General features: G+C 31.1%; 20 protein-coding genes and 2 riboswitches. Of the genes, 18 read left to right on the forward strand and 2 right to left on the reverse strand.

Annotated elements, in window-relative coordinates:
• Positions 1 to 428: 428 nt before the first annotated feature.
• The 3 genes from BUA82_RS18760 (at position 429) to BUA82_RS18770 (ending at position 1,812) form a co-directional block, all read left to right on the forward strand.
• Complete coding sequence (locus tag BUA82_RS18760; RefSeq protein ID WP_073012208.1) at positions 429 to 629, forward strand: hypothetical protein; 201 nt, start codon at positions 429 to 431, stop codon at positions 627 to 629.
• Between the two features lie 2 nt (positions 630 to 631).
• Positions 632 to 1,270 carry a hypothetical protein gene (locus BUA82_RS18765; RefSeq protein WP_073012212.1) on the forward strand — a complete coding sequence of 213 codons (639 nt, stop codon included), beginning with the start codon at positions 632 to 634 and terminating at the stop codon, positions 1,268 to 1,270.
• Positions 1,271 to 1,347: 77 nt separating this feature from the next.
• The gene (locus tag BUA82_RS18770; protein WP_073012216.1) at positions 1,348 to 1,812 is read left to right on the forward strand and encodes a toxin-antitoxin system YwqK family antitoxin; all 465 of its coding nucleotides are present in this window, start codon (positions 1,348 to 1,350) and stop codon (positions 1,810 to 1,812) included.
• Between the two features lie 191 nt (positions 1,813 to 2,003).
• Here the strand turns inward: BUA82_RS18770 and BUA82_RS18775 are convergent, their stop codons facing one another.
• Complete coding sequence (locus tag BUA82_RS18775) at positions 2,004 to 3,197, reverse strand: L,D-transpeptidase (RefSeq protein WP_073012219.1); 1,194 nt, start codon at positions 3,195 to 3,197, stop codon at positions 2,004 to 2,006.
• 175 nt (positions 3,198 to 3,372) lie between these two features.
• On the opposite strand from BUA82_RS18775, the gene BUA82_RS21050 reads away from it, so the two are divergent.
• From BUA82_RS21050 to BUA82_RS18800, 6 genes are all read left to right on the forward strand, one after another.
• Positions 3,373 to 4,122, forward strand: coding sequence for a hypothetical protein (locus tag BUA82_RS21050; RefSeq protein WP_242949008.1), 750 nt, complete (start codon positions 3,373 to 3,375; stop codon positions 4,120 to 4,122).
• 19 nt (positions 4,123 to 4,141) lie between these two features.
• The gene (locus BUA82_RS21055) at positions 4,142 to 5,443 is read left to right on the forward strand and encodes an alpha-1,6-glucosidase domain-containing protein (protein WP_242949009.1); all 1,302 of its coding nucleotides are present in this window, start codon (positions 4,142 to 4,144) and stop codon (positions 5,441 to 5,443) included.
• Between the two features lie 252 nt (positions 5,444 to 5,695).
• Entirely contained in the window at positions 5,696 to 5,893 is a 198-nt protein-coding gene (locus BUA82_RS18785) for a DUF4177 domain-containing protein (protein WP_073012222.1), read from the forward strand.
• Positions 5,894 to 6,128: 235 nt separating this feature from the next.
• Complete coding sequence (locus BUA82_RS18790; protein ID WP_073012226.1) at positions 6,129 to 7,637, forward strand: DUF1846 domain-containing protein; 1,509 nt, start codon at positions 6,129 to 6,131, stop codon at positions 7,635 to 7,637.
• 222 nt (positions 7,638 to 7,859) lie between these two features.
• Complete coding sequence (locus tag BUA82_RS18795; protein WP_073012228.1) at positions 7,860 to 8,753, forward strand: CPBP family intramembrane glutamic endopeptidase; 894 nt, start codon at positions 7,860 to 7,862, stop codon at positions 8,751 to 8,753.
• 510 nt (positions 8,754 to 9,263) lie between these two features.
• On the forward strand, positions 9,264 to 9,773 hold the full coding sequence (locus BUA82_RS18800; RefSeq protein WP_073012232.1) for a GNAT family N-acetyltransferase: 510 nt from the start codon (positions 9,264 to 9,266) through the stop codon (positions 9,771 to 9,773).
• A gap of 270 nt (positions 9,774 to 10,043) precedes the next feature.
• Here the strand turns inward: BUA82_RS18800 and BUA82_RS18805 are convergent, their stop codons facing one another.
• Positions 10,044 to 11,258 carry a M20 family metallopeptidase gene (locus tag BUA82_RS18805; protein WP_073012235.1) on the reverse strand — a complete coding sequence of 405 codons (1,215 nt, stop codon included), beginning with the start codon at positions 11,256 to 11,258 and terminating at the stop codon, positions 10,044 to 10,046.
• Between the two features lie 73 nt (positions 11,259 to 11,331).
• Positions 11,332 to 11,443, reverse strand: a riboswitch (SAM riboswitch).
• A 192-nt stretch (positions 11,444 to 11,635) separates the two neighbouring features.
• Positions 11,636 to 11,745, forward strand: a riboswitch (SAM riboswitch).
• Positions 11,746 to 12,030: 285 nt separating this feature from the next.
• Between BUA82_RS18805 and BUA82_RS18810 the strand changes: the two genes are divergently transcribed.
• The 9 genes from BUA82_RS18810 to BUA82_RS18850 all read left to right on the forward strand — a co-directional run bounded on the left by BUA82_RS18810 (position 12,031) and on the right by BUA82_RS18850 (position 22,892).
• Positions 12,031 to 13,089, forward strand: a complete 1,059-nt coding sequence (locus BUA82_RS18810; protein WP_073012237.1) for a methionine ABC transporter ATP-binding protein — start codon at positions 12,031 to 12,033, stop codon at positions 13,087 to 13,089.
• Entirely contained in the window at positions 13,058 to 13,738 is a 681-nt protein-coding gene (locus BUA82_RS18815; RefSeq protein WP_073012241.1) for a methionine ABC transporter permease, read from the forward strand. The genes BUA82_RS18810 and BUA82_RS18815 overlap by 32 nt, the downstream gene beginning before the upstream one ends.
• A gap of 64 nt (positions 13,739 to 13,802) precedes the next feature.
• Complete coding sequence (locus BUA82_RS18820) at positions 13,803 to 14,642, forward strand: MetQ/NlpA family ABC transporter substrate-binding protein (RefSeq protein ID WP_083600031.1); 840 nt, start codon at positions 13,803 to 13,805, stop codon at positions 14,640 to 14,642.
• Between the two features lie 346 nt (positions 14,643 to 14,988).
• A complete protein-coding gene (locus BUA82_RS18825; RefSeq protein WP_242949010.1) occupies positions 14,989 to 16,425 on the forward strand; it encodes an aspartate ammonia-lyase in 1,437 nt (478 codons plus the stop codon).
• A gap of 138 nt (positions 16,426 to 16,563) precedes the next feature.
• The gene (locus BUA82_RS18830) at positions 16,564 to 17,487 is read left to right on the forward strand and encodes a carbohydrate ABC transporter permease (RefSeq protein WP_341430631.1); all 924 of its coding nucleotides are present in this window, start codon (positions 16,564 to 16,566) and stop codon (positions 17,485 to 17,487) included.
• Between the two features lie 148 nt (positions 17,488 to 17,635).
• On the forward strand, positions 17,636 to 18,307 hold the full coding sequence (locus BUA82_RS18835) for a carbohydrate ABC transporter permease (protein WP_423230467.1): 672 nt from the start codon (positions 17,636 to 17,638) through the stop codon (positions 18,305 to 18,307).
• A 47-nt stretch (positions 18,308 to 18,354) separates the two neighbouring features.
• Positions 18,355 to 19,704, forward strand: coding sequence for an ABC transporter substrate-binding protein (locus BUA82_RS18840; protein WP_073012244.1), 1,350 nt, complete (start codon positions 18,355 to 18,357; stop codon positions 19,702 to 19,704).
• A 136-nt stretch (positions 19,705 to 19,840) separates the two neighbouring features.
• Positions 19,841 to 20,788, forward strand: a complete 948-nt coding sequence (locus BUA82_RS18845; protein ID WP_073012247.1) for a metallophosphoesterase family protein — start codon at positions 19,841 to 19,843, stop codon at positions 20,786 to 20,788.
• A 79-nt stretch (positions 20,789 to 20,867) separates the two neighbouring features.
• Positions 20,868 to 22,892, forward strand: a complete 2,025-nt coding sequence (locus tag BUA82_RS18850) for an alpha/beta hydrolase family protein (protein WP_073012249.1) — start codon at positions 20,868 to 20,870, stop codon at positions 22,890 to 22,892.
• The last annotated feature ends 28 nt before the right edge of the window (positions 22,893 to 22,920 follow it).

A 22,920-nucleotide genomic window follows, 5' to 3' on the forward strand; every position in this document is an offset into this window, starting at 1 on the left:
ATAAAAAACGATGGTCTTAGTTTAATTATAATTTAACTGTGAGGGGGGTCAAATTTCAGTGTAAAAGGGGGTCAATTTTGCTTGACAATCTACAAATATTAATAATGCAGTAAAAAGATGAAATGAATCAGCTGGATTTAAGTAGGCTGGTTCATTATTTTTAGAAGTTACTAGATGCTATAAATACATTTTTCAAAAGAACTATATTAAAAGGCGACGATAACACATCAAAAAAGAGAGTTTTAATAGACTATGAATAAGAGTGGCATTAAATTTAAAAGTGATGAATAAAGGCTAAAACAACTTATTTAATAAAAGATGAGACTTTAAGTCATTCAGAAAAAATTATTAATGGAAAAGATTTATGGGATCAAAAGGCTAAAGATATATTAACTGGTGATGGTTCAAATTTAGGTGATTGGTACAAGATGGAATCAGATTTTAAATATACAACTGAATATGGTACTGGAAGAATTCATTATTATAAAAATATTGAAACCGGAAAAATTAGTCCATTTGATATCAAAATGAAAATAAGTAAGCCTAAAGATCTAAGAAAGTATGTTGGAGATGATTTTTGGATACTAGATTTAGATGAAAACTTTAATCCAATAGGCATAAGGAGGTAATCATGAGGGTAAAATGTAAAAATAATAAAAATAAAGAACAGCGCTTAACTTTAAATAAAAATTATTCTGTTTATGAGGCAGAATATCTTATAAAAGATGGAATAAAGGAATATATTACATTTAAGATAGAAGATGATTATGGTAGTGTTATTCCATATGAAGCAAATAATTTTGAAATTATTTCGGATTTAAATAATAATTATACAAAAGAAGTAATAGGCGATAACGAGGTTGCATTAACGCATAGTTTCATTAGTACCAAGTATTTTTGGGCAAAGTTATATGATGATGACCATGAAATGATAAGATTATTTATAAAGGCAAAGAAAGATATATATAGTAGTGAGATGAAAAATGACGAGATTTTAGAAATAATAAATGGTAATAATTTTGATGAAAGAGATTTTGTAATAGATATGTTAATAGATCAGAGAAATGATTACTTTATAGAAAATATAATTAGAATTTGTAAGATTCAATTAGAAAAATGGATAGATAATTCAAATTTAGAGACATTATTTAAATATTTAAGTACGTTTGAAAATGATAAAGTTAATGAATTTTTTATTGATTATTTATCAGAAAATGAAAAGGGAAATGAGATTTTAGATAATATAGTTTATGACTATTTTAATAATTAGGATTTAAGGCACTTCTGATTTAGTTCATAGTAAGTTTATAACAGATGGAGCAAATTATTTTCCGGAGGTGTTAAAGTATGGAAATTAAAGTATTAACTAAAGAATATGTATTGAATAATGGAGTTGATTTTGAAGAGCTATGGAATGAATATTGTAGTGATAGAATTTTAGATAAACCAGAAAATGAGGGAGGAAAGCCATTTACAGGATTGGTATATGAATTATATAACAATAATGAATTAAATTATTATTGCTTTTATAAAGATGGCTTTGAACATGGAGATTATGTTGAATTTTATGAAAATGGAAATATACAAAGTGCTCAATACATGAAATACGGAAGTATAGTAGGTAAAGAAGAAACTTGGTTTAAATCTGGAATGCTAAAGTCTGTAGCAGAATATGAATATGGTGTATGTTTAAACTTAAAAGAGTGGAATGAAAAAGGAGTTTTAATTAAAGAGAAATTAGAGCCAACAGAAGATGATTTAAAAATTATAAATAGTCAAAAAGATTGGTATAAATCAATAGGAATGGAGTAGTATGGAAATAGAAGAAGTTCATAACTTTAATATTTATGAGGAATCGGAGTTTATTGAGGTACAGAATGAATTAAAGAAAAAAATAATGTGAAATGAACCAGCTGAAATTAAAGTGGGCTGGTTCATTATTTTTAGTAGTTAACATATCAACAAATTCAAATTTAGTATATTACATTAACAATTATTTAAAATTACTGCACTATTACCTTAGTACCATTAGGGATGTTATCATGGATCCATTTAGCATCTTCAACAGTCATCCTTACACAACCATGGGAGGCTGGCTTTCCTAGGGTGTAATCTAAAATATTTTTATTTCTATCCATGGGGAAGGAGTGGAATAAATAGTTTCCGTAGAAGCTTGTCCAGTATTTTGCTCCTTCTTGGTATTTCTGGCTGAAAAACCAGTTTCCTCTGCTGCTTATCCTAAAGGTTCCTTTAGGGGTTTCAGCTCCCGGTAAACCAGTAGAAGAGTTTATACTTTTAATAAGCTCCCAGTTTTCTTCTGATCCTTTAAATATTTTGGTAAGCTGCTCATTTAAGCTAACTATTATACGATAGCTCGTATAACTTTTTTCGCTGGCTAAAGTGTTGTTATTAGAAGCTGCTCTAGCTGCTTCTACCTTTCTTTCTTCTTCTCTCTTTTTAGCTTCTTCAGCCTTTTTCCTTACTTCCTCTTCAGCTTTTTTCTTTTTAATCTCTTCATTTTTCTTATCTATTAACTTATTGATATTATCTACTTTTTCTTTCCAATCCGTTTCAGTATAAACATCTTTAACTTCATTTAAAAAATTTAGCCCTTCTTTATATTTTTCATCTTTTATTAGCCCATCTAAGGTTTTGTCACTAAATTCTTTATAATCCTTATTTATACTATCCTTAAGTTCTTCTATTTCAAGGTTTTCTCTACTACCTTCAGGAATACCTTCTAGTATTTTTAAAGCATTTTTATATTCTTTATTATTATATAATTCTTTACTATTCCTATAGGAACTCTTTATTACTTCTTCCTTTGACATTTCATCTTTAACAGATTTAATTTCATTTTCATCTAATATGTTAAAGCTCATTATTTCTTCAAGATAACTATTTAATTTAGAAATATTAATTTTATCTTCTAAATAATCTTTTTCTAAATTATCTATGTGTTTTGTTAAGATATCTTTAGCAGCATTATTAAATCCAAAGGCTGTACTAATTATTTTATCCCTACTAGCCTTATTAATTACATTTAAAGCCTCTGTATACTCATCATTTTTTATATAATTTTCAAGGCTAGTTTTTAATTCAGAAGCTTGTACATTTTTGTTATAGATAAAACCAGCACTAATACTTAAGATTAATACTACAACTATAGTTAATATAAAAGGCTTTTTAAACTTCATTGTCATTCTCCTATCTGTCTTTTAATGTCATAATAAATTATTATATTAAATTCATAGGGAAGTAGCAATAAATAAAAAACTATTATTGATAATGTAACTATAATATAATAAAATCAATATAAGTATGCAAGCGATTGCATAAATTAAATAATGGTATTAAAGAGGTGTTATTAACATGGATTTAAATGTTATAAATAATAGTTTACAAGAGATTATTAAAAATAAAGTGTATGAAAGCGATGATTTTAAAAAAGAATATAATTTTTCTGGAGAGCTAGGAGCTATATATTCAAGAGAAAAGACAGTCTTTAGGGTGTGGTCTCCCGTAGCTCAAAGCATAAAAGTAAAGCTTTATAGTGAAGGTATAGGGGATAATTTATTAGAAAGCCTTAGTATGATAAGGAGGGATAAAGGAGTTTGGAGCATAGAGAAGGCTGGAGATTTATATGGGGTATTTTACACTTATGAAATAAAGGTTCTTGGAGAAACCCATGAAACTCAGGATATTTATTCTAAAGCTGTGGGAGTAAATGGAGATAGGTCTATGGTTATAGATTTATCTAGGACTAATCCTGAAGGATGGGACAAGGATAAAGGAACTAAGCTGACACATCCAACAGATGCCATAGTCTACGAGGTGCACCTAAGAGATGTTTCTATAGATGAAAACTCAGGAATAACCATGAAAGGTAAATATTTAGGACTTACAGAAAGAGGAACTAAAAGTAGAGAAGGAGAAGTAACAGGATTAAATCACCTAAAAGAAATGGGAGTCACCCATGTGCAAGTTCTTCCTTTCTTTGACTATGCAACCATTGACGAAACAAGGTTACAGGACAATAGGTATAATTGGGGCTATGATCCGAAAAATTATCAGGTGCCTGAAGGAAGTTACTCTACAGATCCTTTATTCAGGCACTGTTAGGATAAAAGAATTAAAGACTATGATAAAAGCTCTACATGACGAAGGTATAGGAGTTATTATGGACAGCGTATATAATCACACCTTTGATATAGAAAATTCCTGTTTTCATAAAACGGTTCCAGGATATTATCACTGTTATAAACAGGATGGAACAGCTTTTAGTACCTCTGGATGTGGAAATGATACAGCTTCAGATAGGTTTATGTTTAGAAAATACATTATTGATTCAGTTTGTTATTGGGCTTTAGAATATCACGTAGATGGCTTTAGATTTGACTTAATGGGACTTCATGATATAGATACTATGAATGAAATAAGAGAAGCTTTAGATAAGATAAATCCAGAAATAATAATGTACGGTGAACCTTGGAATCTTGGTGAAGGTGGAATAGAAGAGGAAAAGAAGGCTACTAAGGATAATATGAACAAGCTAAATGTAAGGATTGGTGCTTTTAGTGATGATATGCGAGATGCCATCAGAGGACATGTGTTTAGTGGTAATATTGGAGGCTTTGTTAATTATAACGGTAAGTGGATGAGAGATGAGAGAGGTAAAGAAATAAGCTATACTATGGAGGAATTAAAAGAACTTGTTAAGTTTGGTATAGTAGCTTCCACTAAACATCCTGGGGTGAATTATGAAAAAGTATATTACTCAAAAGCACCTTGGGCATTAGAACCTACTCAGACGGTGAATTATGCTTCTTGTCATGATAATAATACCCTTTGGGATAAACTAAAGTTATCCCATACTGATGCTTCTCTAGAAGAACTTATAGATATGGACAAAATGGCCAATTTTATAGTGTTAACTTCTCAAGGTATAGTTTTTTTACATGCGGGAGAAGAAATGCTAAGAAGCAAGCCTGGTGAAAAGGGTGAAGATTATGTAGAAAATAGCTTTAAATCACCAGATAGCGTAAATAACATTAAATGGATAAGAAAGAGTAAGTACAATGATGTAGTAGAATATTATAAAGGATTAATTAAACTTAGAAAAGAGCATCCTGCCTTTAGGATGGCAAAAACCTCTGATATTCAGAATAATTTACTCTTTCTCAACACCAGCGACAGCAGCATAGCTTATACTATTATTAACCATGCTAATGGTGATAAATGGGAGAATATAGTAGTACTAATCAATGCAGGAAAAGTAGCTGAAGAAATTATACTGCCAAAATCTCATTGGACAGTAGTGGTTAACAAAGAAAAATCAGGCACTGAGGCATTAGATATTATAATGGAAGATAAAGTTATTATTCCTGGTAGAAGCTCCATGGTGTTAGTAGACTCTCAAAGCTATAATTTATCCGATAGCTAACCGCCCCTAATCCCCCAACTTCTTTAAGTGATGGGATAAGGGGCGCTAAGCTCCCGGATAAGTTCTTCTAAGCTTCAGCTAGGAGGGTATTCTTTTTAAGTAAATCCATGTGAAGCTAAGAATCACTTGATATAAATAAATAACTAAAGACATACAAAAATTTTATCAAGAAACTTTTGTATGTCTTTGTATTTGTTATAAATATTGGGGATAATAAATAAAATCAATAAGATCATAGGAGGGGAATATTATATGTCATGGAAGTATAAAGTATTAACTATGGATCATTTTTTAAGTTCTGAAAGCGGATTAACTTTAGAGGAAGAGTTGAATAGGTATGGAGAACAAGGATGGGAACTTGTAGGTGTTATGGAAAAACCTTTTGATACTTTGGGGACATCACCAAAGATAGATAGTAATTCTATAGTATTTAAAAAAGAATACAAATAATCCTAGACAATATATAGGTCATAATTATATAGTAATTATGACCTATATTATATATTTTTAATAACCGTTACAGTTCATTTATTTGCTAAAATATACAAGATTAAAGTTTATATTCATTATTTACTTTAATTAAAATTTGTGCAATAATAGAACCTTGTAAGTAATGTTTTTAGTTTAAATTTTATCAAAATTAATACATAATAAACATAAAAAATCAGTGTGTAAGGAGTAAAAAATGAAGATAGGGTTTGATCACAAAAAGTATTTAGAAGAACAATCCAAGTATATTTTAGAAAGAGTAAACAACTACGATAAGCTTTATCTTGAATTTGGAGGTAAGCTTTTATTTGATTTACACGCAAAAAGGGTTTTACCAGGCTTTGATGAAAATGCAAAAATAAAACTATTACAAAAGCTAAAAGATAAAGCAGAAATAATCATCTGCGTATACGCAGGAGATATTGAAAGGAACAAGATAAGGGGAGACTTTGGAATCACCTATGATATGGATGTATTAAGGCTTATAGACGATTTAAGATCCTATGAGCTAGATGTAAATAGTGTGGTTATAACAAGATATGAAGGACAACCAGCTACCACTGTATTTATAAAAAAATTAGAACATAGAGGTATAAAAGTTTATACTCATAAAGCTACAAAAGGATATCCTACGGATGTGGATACCATAGTAAGCGATGAAGGATATGGAAAAAACCCTTACATAGAAACCACCAAACCTATTGTGGTGGTTACAGCCCCAGGACCTGGAAGTGGAAAGCTTGCTACCTGCTTAAGCCAGCTTTATCATGAATATAAAAGAGGAAAAGTAACAGGATATTCAAAATTTGAAACCTTCCCTGTATGGAATGTCCCTTTAAAACATCCGCTTAACATAGCTTATGAGGCTGCCACTGCAGATCTTAAGGATGTAAACATGATCGATTCCTTCCATTTAGATGCTTATAATAAGATGTCTGTAAATTATAACCGTGATATTGAAATGTTCCCTGTACTTAAAAGGATTATAGAAAAGATTACAGGAGAAGAGGCAGTGTTTAAATCTCCTACAGATATGGGGGTAAACAGAGTAGGTTTTGGAATAATTGATGATGAGGTGGTAAAAGAAGCTTCAAGACAAGAAATTATAAGAAGATATTTTAAAACCAGCTGTGAATATAAAAAAGGTTATGTAGATGAAGAAACCCTTCAGAGAGTTAAGCTTATTATGGAAGAGCTTAAGCTTAAACAGGAAGATAGAAAAGTGGTAATACCTGCTAGAGATTATTCTGCAGAGCTTAAACATAAATTTAATAAGAATGAACCATGTCCGGTGGTGGCTTTAGAATTAGAAGATGGAACCATACTAACCGGAAGGAGTTCAGAGGTTATGAACTCTACAGCAGCAGTTATATTAAATGCAGTTAAACATTTTGCTAATATATCTGATGGTATACATCTTATTTCTCCACTTATACTTGAGCCTATTATAAACTTAAAGCTAAAAACTTTAGGAAGCAAGAATACGGCTTTAGATTGTGAAGAAATATTAATTGCCCTAAGTATATGTGCAGCTACTAACCCCACAGCACAAGTAGCTATGGAAAAGTTAATTATGCTTAAAGGTTGCCAAGCTCATTCTACAACAATTTTAAGCAGAAGCGATGAACAAACTTTTAGAAAGTTAGGTATAGATATTACCTGTGACCCAGAGTACCCTTCTGAAAGTCTTTATTATAATAATTAGTTCTTACCTAAAAGCGTAGAGAGTTATAATGCTTGTATAAAAAAGCATTATAGCTCTTTTTTTATTAGAAAGTATCTTAATCATAAAATTTATAGTTATCATATGGAAATAATTGAGATTTAACTTGAAATAATGTATATTTAGTTTATAAAACCAATAATCATAATAGTGATTGTATATAAAGTTTTTATTGTAATAGCAGGTGAATTAAGGAGGTTGTGTATGTTATTTAAAAAAAGAGGATTGTTTAGAGAGGCTCAAGAATCTAAGTATCTTCCTAATGTGTTCCTTGCCTTGATTATAGCTTTAGGATTTTTAATTGCAGGCAGCATTATAGGAGGTATATTTGGAGGTATACTATCTTTTTTTGTTACTAATGAAGCATTAAAATTACTTATAAGCCTTGTATTTGGCTTTATATTTACTTCTATATTAGTATTTGTATGGGTAAGATATGTAGAAAAAAGAAGTATAGCAAGTATAGGATTAAAAAAAGAAGGAGCTTTAATAAAGTTTTTTACAGGATTTATAATAGGATTTATATTGTTTGCAGTGGTAATATTGATATTATTTATTTCAGGGAGCGTAGAAGTAAACCAAGCTTCTACTTATAAAATTGGGGCTTCAGCACTAGGAAGTATACTTATTGTTTTACCAGGTTGGATAGTTCAGAGCAGTACCGAAGAAATATTATCTAGAGGATGGCTTATGAACGTTATAGGAGCTAAATACAATGCTGCTTTAGGATTGTTTGTATCATCAATATTATTTGGATTACTCCATTTAGCAAACAATGAGGTAAGCATTTTAGCTATAATAAATATAGTATTAGTAGGACTATTATTCGGATTATATGTAATAAAGACTGAGGACCTTTGGGGAGCTTGTGGAATGCATGCAGCCTGGAATTGGGCTCAAGGAAATATTTTTGGATTAGAGGTCAGCGGCAGTTCAGTAAATGCAGGAAGTTTGATGGATTTAGAATTAAAAGGAAGCACACTCTTTACTGGAGGAAAATTTGGACCTGAAGCAGGAATTGCAACTACCATAGTGCTTACTTTAGGAATCATTATACTTTTAATACTTGTGAGAAAAGATGATCATAATGAAAAATAGATTTAAAATAGAAAGTTTATAATATAATAAAATCATATAAGCTGGACTATTTCCAGCTTATTGGTTATAATCATTAATGGGTAGACGTACAGATTTATTATTGAATATTGATTTTTCAAAATTAGAGCTAATTATAATTTTAGCAATAATTTTAAGACTACATTAAGTTTTTTGCTTAATGTGGTCTTTTGTATTTTTTAGGCAATTGCTATTTAAAGTAAGTTTTTAACTTTAAAAGGTATATATTATCCATTCATTAGAATTATTTTATTATATTTTCTGGAAAAGCTTAGAATATGGAGATAAATACAGGGAATATGCCCTTTCCCAAGTTATTCTTAAGTAAATGTAAAATAACTTATTTATTGACGAAAATAGGTCTATACAGTATTTGACTTAAATGATTAATGTTAGTACAATTTACATATGTTAGAAACAAAGCTGTAAATGGGCCTTTCTTAGGCCTTTTTAATTGGGCTTTTTTATTATCATCTTGGAGGATTAATAGTAATGAAAAGTAACAATGTAGAATTGCGCCAAGAGATCTTCACATCGGATGCTTGGAAAATTATTGACTGGCTAGGGGATAATGAAGTAACTCAATATCTAAATGAAAGGCAAAATGTTGAACAAAGTATAAGACAGATAATTTACAGAGTGAACATGCCTATACTTACTCATTTATTTAATCAAGATGGAAGTTTCTTCATGATAACAGAAACAGAAAAAAATCCTGTAGGTTTTTTAAGGCTAGTGCCCAAGTCCAATGGAGCAGAAATGGTTATTGTCATCGGTGAAAAAGAAAAATGGGGTCATGGACTAGGAAAAGAAGCCATATATGAAGGTTTAAAACATGCCTTCTTTCAGTGGAGAGTAGACGAGGTTATTGCAAAAATTAGCTTTGAAAATGAAAGATCTAGAAGGGCTTTTAAAAAAATGGGGTTTTCTAAAGATAAAGACCTGTCAGCAGAGGTACAATATTCTATATCCATGAAAGAGTTTTTAAAATTAGCAGCATAAAATAAGGGATACCGATTACTGGAAGTTATTTTTCATTTATATCTAGTGATTGGTATCTTTAGTTTTTATATGGTAGTTAATTTTTTAAATTAGCTTCTATAGAAGAAGTGAATAACTATACAGTTAACTTGAAGGAATTATCACTAAAACTCAAAGATACTATAGAACAATTTAAAATGTAATTATTGATGTAATAGTAAAACATCGAAGTGATATAAAGAATCTACAATTTTAAAATTATATTAAAATTGTAGATCTTTTTACAATTCTCTATTTATAGTCCTGTTTTGCTAAAAGAAATTCCTTTTTAACCGCGCTTAAAACTTCTTTTTCAGTTAATAGAGTAAAGGCTGTAAGAGCTAATGACTTTGAACCTAAGATTAAAGCATCATCACCATCTTTAGAAGCAGCAGCCATACAAAATTCAGGAGTATGTCCTACAAGTGTATCCTTACCTATTTTTATGTAAGGGTGTATGGTGGGTACCACTTGACTTATGTTACCAGCATCTGTGGAACCTAAACCTTTGTTTGTATATTCATCTATATCAATTCCAAGATACTTAGCATTTTTCGCAAAAACTGCATCAAGGTTTTTATTTATAAGAAAGTTATCTACAGGATTTTGAAAGGCAATAATATTACATTTAGAACCTGTAGATAAAGCAGCACCTTCTGCTATTTTTTTTACCTTTTCTGTTACTTTATTTAGTGCTTGTCTCGTAGATGCTCTTATGAAGAATCTTGCCTTTGCGTATTCAGGTATTATGTTGGGAGCATCGCCCCCATGAGTTATGATTCCATGAATTTTAACATCGCTGGTTAAATGTTGCCTTAAAGCATTAATTCCATTAAAAAGTTGAATAACAGCATCTAAGGCATTGATTCCTTCTTCAGGACAGGCGGCAGCATGAGCTGACTTTCCTATAAATTCAAAATCTAAAGGATCTACAGCTAAGGTGGTTCCGGTAACAGAATTCTTATTTGAAGGATGTATCATCATACAAGCATCAATATCCTTAACAAGATTATGTTTAACAAAGCTTCCTTTAGCGCTTCCATTTTCTCCGCCTTCTTCTGCAGGAGTTCCCAATACAACAACTTCTCCTCCTACAGTATCCAGCAGTTTAGACAAAGCTATAGCGGCAGCTATGCTAGCAGTTCCTATAATATTGTGGCCACAAGCGTGCCCTAAGTTCGGTAATGCATCATACTCAGCTAAAAATCCAATTACTGCTCCGGAAGTCTTTAAAGATTTTTTACGTGCAATAAATGAAGTTTTATGTGAAGCTACGGCCTTTTCTACCATGAAACCTTCTGCTTCAAGAGTTTCTATAAGAAGATTAGAAGCAAAAAATTCTTTATTCCCTATTTCGGGATTTGAATGAATTGAATGGCTTATATCTAAAAATTTGTGCTTATCTTCATCAATATGATGAATAACTTTTTGTTTAAGATTTTCCAAGTTATTTAATGTATTTATCATAATATTTCCCCCATTTCAATAAAAAAACCTCTTCTTTAACTAAGAAGAGGAATAATTATTAAAATAACCCCTCTTCTTATCTCTCAAGATTAATCTTGTTGGATTTGGCACAGTTTTCTCTAAATTTAAGAGAGTCCGCTGCCGAGGTTTCAAAGGGCCAATCCCTCCACCTCTCTTGATAAGAAGTCGTTTTTTACTATTTAGTGACTATAATAAAGCTAAATTTAAATAATGTCAATAAAAATCTTTTTAAAAAATATAAGGTTAATTAAAAAGTTAAACTCTACCAAGTAAAAAAGTGTTGACAATGAAAAAAATGATAAGTATAATCATATCCAAGCAATCCGGAATGCTTGAAAATTAAAATTTAATAATTATCCTTATCAAGAGAGACCGAGGGACTGGCCCTATGACGTTTCAGCAACCACATGTTTCATTCGCATGTAAGGTGCTAAATCCAGCAGAACTATGTTCTGGAAGATGAGGGAAGGTGCAAGTTTACAAAGTGAACCCTTCCATGGGTTTTTTTATTGCATATTATTTCCTCTTCTTTTTTGGAAGAGGATTTTTATTTTATCCCATAGTTAATTCCCACTAATCTACACTCTTATTCAAGTGACTGGATTAGGGAGACTAAGCTCATGGATAATTTCTTCTAAGCTTCACATGGAGGCATATTGTTTTTAAGCAAACCGTCTTTGAAGCTAAAAATCACTTCATAAAGTCTTAGTGTAATGAAAAAATTAAGTGAATAAATAAAGGAGGGTAAGCCTTGATTTGGATTAAGAATGTTAAAAAAGTTTTTAATACTAAAAGCAATAAGGTAGAAGCATTAAAGGGAGTTAATCTTCATATAAAACAAGGACAAATCTATGGAATTATTGGCTATAGTGGAGCGGGAAAAAGCACTTTAATAAGATGCATTAACCTTCTAGAAACACCAACATCGGGAGAAATTGTTGTAAATAATAAAAATCTTATGGAGTTATCTCCTAGAGAATTGAGAAAAAGTAGAGAAAAAATAGGGATGATATTTCAGCATTTTAATTTAATGAAAAATAGAAATGTATTTCATAATGTGGCTTATCCCCTTAAAAGTAATGGAGTAAGCAAAGAAGATATATATGAAAAAGTATTAAAATTATTAAGTTTAGTAGGGTTATCTGACAAGGCTAGCGCTTATCCTTCAGAGCTTAGTGGAGGACAAAAACAAAGAGTTGCTATTGCCAGAGCTTTAGCCAATGATCCTCAGGTACTTTTGTGCGATGAAGCAACTTCAGCTTTGGATCCTCAAACTACAAAATCTATTTTAAAGCTTTTAAAGGATATAAATGAAAAATTGAATTTGACCATAGTTATAATTACTCATCAAATGGAGGTAGTTAAAGAAATATGCCATAGCGCAGCAGTAATGGAAGGTGGAACTATCGTAGAACAAGGAGATGTACTTGAGATATTTTCAAATCCAAAAGAGAAAATAACTAAAGATATTGTATCCACTGTTTTTAATTATGATAAGATTTATGAATTTTTAAAAGAAAAAGAGTTTATAACTAGACTATTAGAAGGAGAGATTCTGGCAAAAATATCTTTTTTAGGAGCTAATACAGGTGAAGCATTTATATCAAAGTTATCAAGAAAGTTTAGTGTGGATGCTAGTATCCTATTTGGAAATGTTGAAATAATACAGAATACTCCTTTAGGGAATCTAATAGTTAAATTCAAAGGATCCAAGGAAAGCATAGATAAATCTTTGAGATATCTTACAGGTAATAATATTAGTGTGGAGGTGATTGACCATGCTTCAATGGTTTCAGAATTGTTTGCCTAATGTAATTGAGCTATTTCCAGATATGATTACTGCTCTTAAAGAAACCCTGCTTCTAGTAATTATATCAGGGGGCATTTCAACAATTATAGGACTACCTTTAGGGGTTATTTTAGTGGTTACAAGACCAGGACATATTTTAGAGAATAATTTTATTTGTAATTTAGTAGGAAAATTAATCAATGTATTTAGGTCTATCCCTTTTGTAATATTATTAGCTGCAATAATACCTATTACTCGTTTTATTGTAGGTACAACTATTGGAATTAAGGGAGCATTAGTACCTTTAGTATTTGGGGCAACTCCCTTTGTAGCAAGGCAGATAGAATCTGCATTACTAGATATTGATGAAGGAGTCATAGAAGCTGCTAAGTCTATGGGGTCCAGTAATTTTGAAATAATTTATAGAGTGCTTTTGAGAGAAGGATTGCCAGGTATAATTTATGCTCTTACTATATCAAACATAAGTCTTATTGGATTTACAGCGGTAGCTGGCACTGTAGGAGGGGGAGGACTTGGAGATTTTGCTATACGATATGGCTACCAGTACTTTAAAACTGATGTTATGGTGGTTACAATAATTATTTTATTGCTGTTAGTAACACTAATTCAAAATCTTGGAGAAATGCTACAAAAAAAATTAAGTCATTAAGAAGAAAAAAACAATACAAAATTTTTAATATTAAAGAAATATAAACCAATGGGAGGCAACTAAAATGAAAATAAACAAATTAATAACTGTACTAATTACAGCTGCATTGATAGTAGGAGCTTTAACAGGTTGTAATAATAGTAATATAAAGGATAGAAAAAGTGAAAAGAGTAAAAAAGAAGTGATCAAATTAGGAGTTACAGGTGATGAACATAAGATATGGGATAATATAAAAGATAGGCTGGCAAAGGAAAATATAGAACTCAAAATAATAAGTTTCGGAGATTATATAAGGCCTAATATGGCATTAAATGATGGAGAAATAGATGCAAATGCTTTTCAAACTGTAGCATATTTTGAGAAGTTTAAAGCTGACCATAAACTAGATTTATCTTCCTTAGGTTATACTGTTCTGGCTCCTATGGGCATATACTCCAGCACTTTAAAGAATATAAATGATGTAAAAGAAGGCGGAAAGGTAGCTATACCTAATGATGCCAGCAATGGGGGAAGAGCACTTTTACTTCTTCAAGATGCTGGACTAATTAAGTTAAAGGAAGGTACGGGAATAAACCCTACTTTAAAGGATATACTAGAAAATCCTAAAAACCTTAAAATATCTGAGTTAGTAGCTACACAAATACCAAGATCTATTAAAGATGTAGACATAGCTGTTATTAATAATGGTGTAGCTGTGGAGGCTGGATATTCTCCTTTAAAAGATTCTATTTTTATAGAAGATGTTAAAAAGGATAGTGCTAAAAATTATTTTAATATTATTGCTGTAAAAAGTAGTGAGAAGGATAATCCTATTTTGAAGAGGCTGTTGGAGATTTACCAAACTGAAGAAACAAAAAAACTTATTGAAGATATATATAAGGGGGCTAGTTTACCAGCTTTCTAGAATAAAGGCAACTACTACCTTAATAAGGATATTTGTTAATTCCTTTTAAGGTAGTAGTTGCCTCTTATTTTTCCAACTTGCAAGGTACTTTTTTGCTTAATATAGCATAGGAACTAGATATTCTTTAAAAAACTCACTATTTTAATGAAAATGAATAATAAATTGCAAGGTTTCTTGTATATAGCTATAAATATGAAATTATTCATGTAAACGTTGTTGATTTTATTCTGATTAAGAACTATACTTAATCTAATGAATGAAAAAAATCATTTTTAAGTAAAATATGAATTATTTTCTTGCAATAATAATTATTTTTACTAAATTATTTATCTGGAGGTAATAGTTAATGGAACAGTTTATGAATTATAAAAGTGAATATAGAGTAGAAAGTGATTCTATAGGTAATAAAGAGGTACCAAAAGAAGCATATTATGGTGTACAAACTCTTAGAGCAGCAGAAAATTTTAAAATAACAGGGCTTAGGACTCATAAAGAGTTTATAAAAAGCCTTGCAGAGATAAAAAAAGCATCCGCTATTACCAATAGAGAAATTGGAATTTTGAATAATGATGTTGAAAATGCAATTGTAAATGCCTGTGATGAGATTATTGAGGGAAGACTTCATGAGGAGTTTATAACAGATCCTATTCAGGGAGGTGCAGGAACCTCTATGAATATGAATGCCAATGAGGTTATTGCCAATAGAGCAATTGAATTATTAGGTGGAGAAAAAGGAGAGTACTCTATAGTACATCCTAATGACCATGTGAATATGGGACAATCTACTAATGATGTTATTCCTACAGCAGGGAAGTTAACAGCTTTAAAGCTTATTCCCAAAGCTATTTTTCAGCTAAAGAGGCTTCAAGATACATTAAAGAAAAAATCTGAAGAATTTAATGATGTTATTAAAATGGGAAGAACACAGATGCAGGATGCTGTACCTGTTAGATTGGGACAAGAGTTTGCAGCCTATAGCAAAGTAGTAGGAAGAGACATTAAAAGGATTAATAGAGCCATGGAAAGCTTAACAGTAATAAATATGGGTGCCACTGCCATAGGCACAGGCATTAACGCTCATTGTGAATATGAAGCTAAGATAATACCTAACTTAAGAAAAGTTACTAATATTATGTTAAATCAATCAGAAGATTTAGTAGATGGAACACAAAATATAGATTGTTTCGTAGAGATTTCAGCAGCATTAAAAGCTTGCGCAGTAAACTTATCAAAGATTGCTAATGATTTAAGGCTAATGTCCTCAGGTCCAAGGACAGGCTTCGGAGAAATTAACTTACCTGCAAAGCAAAATGGATCTTCTATAATGCCTGGTAAGGTTAATCCTGTAATTCCTGAAGTGGTGAATCAAGTAGCTTTTAATATTATAGGAAATGACACTACCATATCCATGGCTGCAGAAGCTGGACAACTTGAACTAAATGCCTTTGAACCAGTTATTTTTTATAAACTATTTGAATCTATAGAAACACTAACCCATGGAGTGAACACCTTCGTAGATAATTGTGTCTCTGGAATAACAGCAAATGATAAAAGATGTAAAGAGCTAGTGGAAAATAGTATAGGAATTGTAACAGCGCTTTGTCCACATATAGGCTATAAAGAATCTGCACGAATAGCAAAGATAGCCATGAAAACAGGAGAACCTGTTAGAGATATAACCTTAAAGCTGGGGATTCTAAAAGAAGATGAAGTAGACAAAGTCTTTGACCCTATGGCTATGACTGAACCAGGAATTTGTGAAAGAAAACTTGTAAATAAATAAAAAAAGCTTCTTTTCCGAAAACTACGGAAAAGAAGCTTTTTCAATTAATAAGTTAATTTTAATTAACTTCACCTTAATCTTCCTATAATCTTCTTTAAGTATGATCTTAGTAGAGACTGTTAGAAAGGAGGTTAATTTGTGGAGCAGACTTTAAACATAGAAAAGTCAAAGAATGAAGAAAAAGAATTAGAATATAAGCTGCCTAAAATAAAGTTCAGCTATATACCATATCTTTACATTTTACCTAGCATTGCTTTATTTGTTACATTTGTGTACTACCCATTTATTAGAACCATATATCTTAGTATGGCTCTAACTAATAGTAGAGGTAAAGCCGTAGAGTTTTTAGGGTTGGAAAATTATTTAGAGATTTTTAAATCACCAGAATTTTTAAATAGTCTTAAGATTACATTTAAATTTGTTCCAATGATTGCTATACCTTCAATAATTATTGGATTTATACTTGCTATACTAGCAAATAATAAGGTAAAAGGAAGAACTGCTTATGAGGTGATGTTTGCTATGCCTATGGCTGTGGCGTCGGCGCCAGCAGCTATAATGTGGAGCATGATTTTCCATCCTACCATAGGTATATTAAATTACATATTAAATAAAGAAATTGGTTGGTTAACAGATGAAAGATGGGCACTAATAGCTGTGGCGGTAGTGACGATTTGGCTTAATATAGGTATTAATTTTATATTCTTACTTACTGGACTTAAAAGTGTGCCTCAAGAGATTTATGAGAGTTCTGAAATAGATGGAGCTGGTTTTTTTCAAAAGCTATTTAAAATAACTCTTCCTATGGTTTCTCCAACTTTATTCTTTGTGGTATTTATAAACATAATTAGTTCCTTCCAAGCTTTTGGACAAGTCAAGCTTCTAACAGGAGGCGGACCAGGAAATTCTACCAACGTGTTGGTGCATTCTATATATAGGGAAGCCTTTTTGAATAATAGGTTCGATATAGCTAGTGCTGAATCCATAGTTTTATTTTTAATAATGCTTGTGGTGACTCTAATTCAATTTAGGTTTGAAAAGAAAGGAGTACATTATCAGTGATTACATCTAAAAGCAAGAAGATGTTATTGAGTATAGTAAATATAACTGTAGGAATAATTATAGTTTCCCCTATACTATTTACACTTACCCATAGTTTTATGACTCAAGGAGAAATATTTCAGTTTCCTCCTAGGATATTTTCAAAAAAATGTATTTAGGCAATTACAAGCAAGTTGTTCAATCAGTTCCAATATTTAGATTTATATTAAACAGCATTCTTGTATCATCAGCCGTAACTTTAGGACAAATATTAACAGCTAGCCTTGCAGCTTATGGATTTTCATTTTTTAATTTTAAAGGTAAAAATTTAATTTTCATTGCTGTACTAGCTACTATGATGATACCAGGGGAAGCAACAATAATTTCAAACTATTTAACTGTGAGTTCTTGGAGGTGGCTTGATAGCTACCAAGGATTGATATTTCCTTATCTTACTTCTGCTATGGGAATATTTCTCATAAGACAATTTTACTTGACTATCCCTAAAGAGTTAAAAGAAGCATCATTAATTGATGGATGTGGAAGTTTTAAATTTTTCACAAAAATAGTGATGCCTATTTCAAAACCTGCAATTGCATCTTTAGGTATATATGTATTTTTAAATACTTGGAATCAATATATGTGGCCTCTGTTAATAACTAATGCACCAGAAAAAAGGACTGTTCAAATAGGTATAAGTATGCTGCAGTTCTCTGAGGCTCAGTCCTTCGGTGTGATATTTGCAGGTATTGTAATGATACTTATACCATCAATTTTTATATTTATATTAGGTCAAAAGCAACTCATTAAAGGAATGACTGCAGGAGCAGTTAAAGGGTAAAAATAATTTTAAATTCTCAATTCTCAATTTAAAAAGGGGGTTTTGTAATGAAAAAAAGATTGCTTTCAATAATATTAGCAGCATCCATGGTAACTGCGGTGGCTACTGGGTGTACGCAAGAGGCTTCAAGTGAAACTAATAATGAAGGAAAGGGTCAGGAAATTGTGTTTTGGCATTCTATGGGTGGTGCTGGAGGAGAAACCATAAATAAAATGGTAGAAAACTTCAATAATTCAAGGAAAGATATAAAGGTTACTGCTCAATATCAAGGTTCTTATGATGATGCTATTAATAAGATGAAGAGTTCTCAGCAAGGCAATGCAGGCCCAGATGTAATGCAACTTTATGATATAGGAACCAGATGGATGATAGATAGTGGATATTCTGTTCAGATACAGAAGCTGGTAGATGAAGATAAATTTGATCTTTCTTCTTTAGAAGAAAACTTGTTAGGGTATTATTCTATTGATAATAAGCTTTATTCTATGCCTTTTAACTCATCTACACCTATATTATATTATAATAAAACTGCTTTTAAAGATGCAGGACTTGATCCTGAAAAGGCTCCTAAGAATATGGAGGAGCTTAAAGGGATGATACCAAAGCTAACTAAAAAGGATGGAAGTGGAAGGGTTACTCAGTATGGATATTCCATGGCGGTTTATGGATGGTTTGTAGAGCAGTTTATGTCTAAACAGGGGTTGACATTTACAAATAATGAAAACGGAAGAAAAGATAAGGCTACAGCAGTGGAATTTGACAAAAATGGTGGAGGATTAAAAGTACTTAAGTTATGGAAAGAGTTAAATGATTCTGGAAATATGGGCAACTTTGGAAGAAAGACAGCAGACACTCAGAATGCATTTAAAGCTGGACAAACTGCTATGTTTATTGACTCTACAGCTGTACTTAGTTCTATACTTAAGGGAGTAGATGGTAAGTTTGAAGTAGGTACTGCCTTCTTACCGGAAATAACCTCTGGCGATAAAGGTGGGGTTTCCATAGGTGGAGGTTCCTTATGGATAATGGACAAGAAGGATGATAAAAAGCAGAAAGCTGCTTGGGAGTTTGTTAAATTTATGGTTTCACCTGAACAGCAGGTATTATGGAATAAGAATACAGGATACTTTCCAGTAACTAAAAAAGCTTATGATTTGGATGAAATGAAAGAGCATATTAAAAAATATCCTCAGTTCCAAACTGCTATAGATCAGCTTCATGCATCACCAGTAGAAGCAAGAGGTGCACTTTTAGGTGTATTCCCTGAAGCAAGACAAACTGTGGAAACAAATATTGAGAGTATGCTGCAAGGAAAGGTAACTCCTGAACAAGCTGTAGAAAATTCAGCTAAAAACATTAATTCTGCCATAGAGAAATATAATAAGACTAATAAATAAATTTCTATAAAAGCATCAGGTATTCCTGGTGCTTTTATTATTGAAAATTAACCTGTTGCTATAATCTAGAATTAATTCTATCATTAACTTAATATCTTATAATAATAGAATTAATTTTCAAGAGGAGGTATTTATTATGAAGCGAATTATTTCAATTATTGCTGTTATTGCAGTAGTAATCTTATATATAGGAATTAATAAGTATATGAAAAAACCTGAAGCTGTAGTTGTTAGCAGTTTAAGGGTAGGAGATAGCTATAATGCAGACTTAAGCTTTTCTGTCCTTGGAGATGTGCATACAAAAGATGATCACTTTAAGGAAGCGATATTAGAGCTATATGGAATTAATCCTAAAATGGATGCTTTAGTGCTAAATGGAGATACAGTGGATGAAGGAACCATTAAGGATTATGAGATTATTAAAAACTCTCTTAATAAAAATAAAAAACATCTTCCTAAAACAATTATTAAAAATATAGGAAATCATGAATTTTTTGATTATAAAAAGGAAATTAACTCTCCAGAGGATGTATTAGTTTTCATCAAAAGATATTTAGAGTTTTCAGGAGAAAATAAAGTATATCATGATAGATGGATAAAGGATTATCATTTTATATCTTTAGGCTCTGAGGATGGAAATTCTAAAACAGCAAATTCTGTTAAGGCTCATATATCAAAGGAACAGCTACAGTGGTTAAAAGAAAAACTGTCAGAAAAACATATTAAAGGTAAGCCTATATTTGTATTTTTACATCAAAATTTAAATAAGACTTCTGGAGGGTGGGTAGGAACTGACCATGGTGAAGAATTAAAAAAGATATTATCACAGTACCCTGAGGTAATTATTTTTAATTCGCACACTCATCAATCTTTAAAGCACAATAATGTAAAGCCTAATGAGCCTTACACAGTAGTTCACACTGGTGCAGTAAAGTATACAATATTATTTAATGAAGGTAAAATGGAAAGAGTCCCATACAATCAAGGTTTGTATGTAGAGGTAAAAGGAAATAATGTCACTATTAAAGGTATTGATTTTAAAGAGAAAAGTTGGATTTTTAAGCAAGAAGTAGTTGGTAAATAATCATAGAATATTTTCTTTCTCACCATATGTATAAATTTAGGGGTATAATATAAATAAAAACTAACTTGGGGGGATACAAATGGAAAATTTAAAAATTGACGATTTTACTAGGTATAAATTTTTATCTGGTGTAAAACATTCTCCAAATGGTAGCCATGCATGCTTTGTAGTGCATAATATGGATTTTGAAGAAAACAAGTACCTTTCAAATCTTTGGCTTATGGATGTAGAAAGTGAAAAATATAAACAGCTTACATCTTTTGATAGTGAAAGAAGCTTTTTATGGCTAGATGATGAGGATATTATTTTTCCAGATGTAAGAGATTCAAAGGACAAGGAAAAAGTTCAGGCACTAGAAGAATTTACTCAGTTTTATAAAATAAATATCCATGGCGGAGAAGCCGTAAAATATTTTAGAATACCAAGAAATGTTAGCTCTATAAAAAAAGTTGATGAGGACACTTTCATATTTACTTCTCAGTATAAGATAAATGAAAAGGATATGAATGCTTTAAGTGATGAAGAAAAGAGTAAAGTTCTGAAAGAAAAGAAAGAAGAAAAGGATTATGAAGTTTTAGAAGAGATCCCTTTTTGGGCTAATGGCGGGGGCTTTACTAATAAAAAGAGAAATAGACTATATATTTATCATGTAAGCACAGACAAAATAGATGCTATAACAGAGGAACATACTAATGTAGATTTGTTTAATTTAGATGATACAAGAACTAAAGCAGTACTATTAATTTCAAATTTTAAAGACAAGATGGCTCTTACTAATAATATTGCAATTTATGATATAAAAAATAACAAACTAGAAATTATTAAAGAAGATAATATAGATGGACAAGCTATTCATTTAACCTTAAGCCATAGCTTCGCTGATTTTATAGAAGAAAATAAAATTATATACTCAGCTACAGACATGAAGCGTTTTGGAGTAAATGAAAATGATAAATTTTATATTATGGATTTAAATAATTTAAAAGCTACTTGTATTACTCCAAGCTTAGATGTACCTTTAACAAACTCAGTAGGGTCTGATTGCAGATATGGCGGTTCTTCATTAAAGCAAGTTCAAGATAACTATTTATACTATGTTACCACTGAAGGCCATAGTTCATATTTAAATAGGATAAATGCACAAGGCAAAATGGAAAAGTTAACTACTGAAGAGGGCTCTGTAGATGGTATAAGCATAAATAAAGAAAACATTTTGTTCATTGGAATGAAAACTAATAAACTTCAAGAAATATATAAACTAAAAAATAATGTAGAAAAACAAGTAACTAGCATAAATACATGGTTAAATTCTGAAAAGTATTTATCTATACCTGAAAAGATAACTGTAGAAACTGCACCTGGAGTAAATATAGATGGATGGATTTTAAAACCAGTGAATTTTGATGAAAATAAAAAATATCCTGCCATATTAGATATTCATGGAGGGCCAAAAACCGTATATGGTACAGTGTTCTATCATGAAATGCAGTATTGGGCTAATGAAGGCTATGTGGTATTCTTCTGTAACCCTAGAGGAAGCGATGGTAAAGGTAATGAATTTGCAGATATTAGAGGCAAATATGGCACCATAGATTATGACGACTTAATGAAGTTTACTGATGAGGTTATTAAAAAATACAGCTTTGTTGATAGTGAAAAAATAGGAGTTACTGGTGGGTCCTATGGTGGTTTTATGACCAACTGGATAATAGGCCACACTGATAGATTTAAAGCAGCAGCTTCTCAAAGAAGTATATCCAACTGGATCTCAAAATTCTGTACTACAGATATAGGATATTTCTTTGTAGAAGATCAAAATGCAGCTACTCCTTGGGACAATCATGAAAAGCTATGGGAGCATTCACCTTTGAAATATGCTGATAAAGTTAAAACCCCTACTCTTTTCATTCATTCCGAAGAGGACTATAGATGTTGGCTAGCAGAGGGAATTCAGATGTTTACAGCCTTAAAATATCATGGAGTAGAAGCAAGGCTATGCATGTTCAGAGGTGAAAATCATGAGCTTAGCAGAAGTGGAAAACCAAAGCATAGATTAAGAAGATTAAGGGAAATAACAGATTGGTTTAATATTTATCTTAAATAAAAAATAATAGCAATGGTATAAAAATACT

Origin of the sequence: Clostridium amylolyticum, from assembly GCF_900142075.1 — a bacterium.
In the GTDB taxonomy this organism is placed as follows: domain Bacteria; phylum Bacillota; class Clostridia; order Clostridiales; family Clostridiaceae; genus Clostridium_AA; species Clostridium_AA amylolyticum.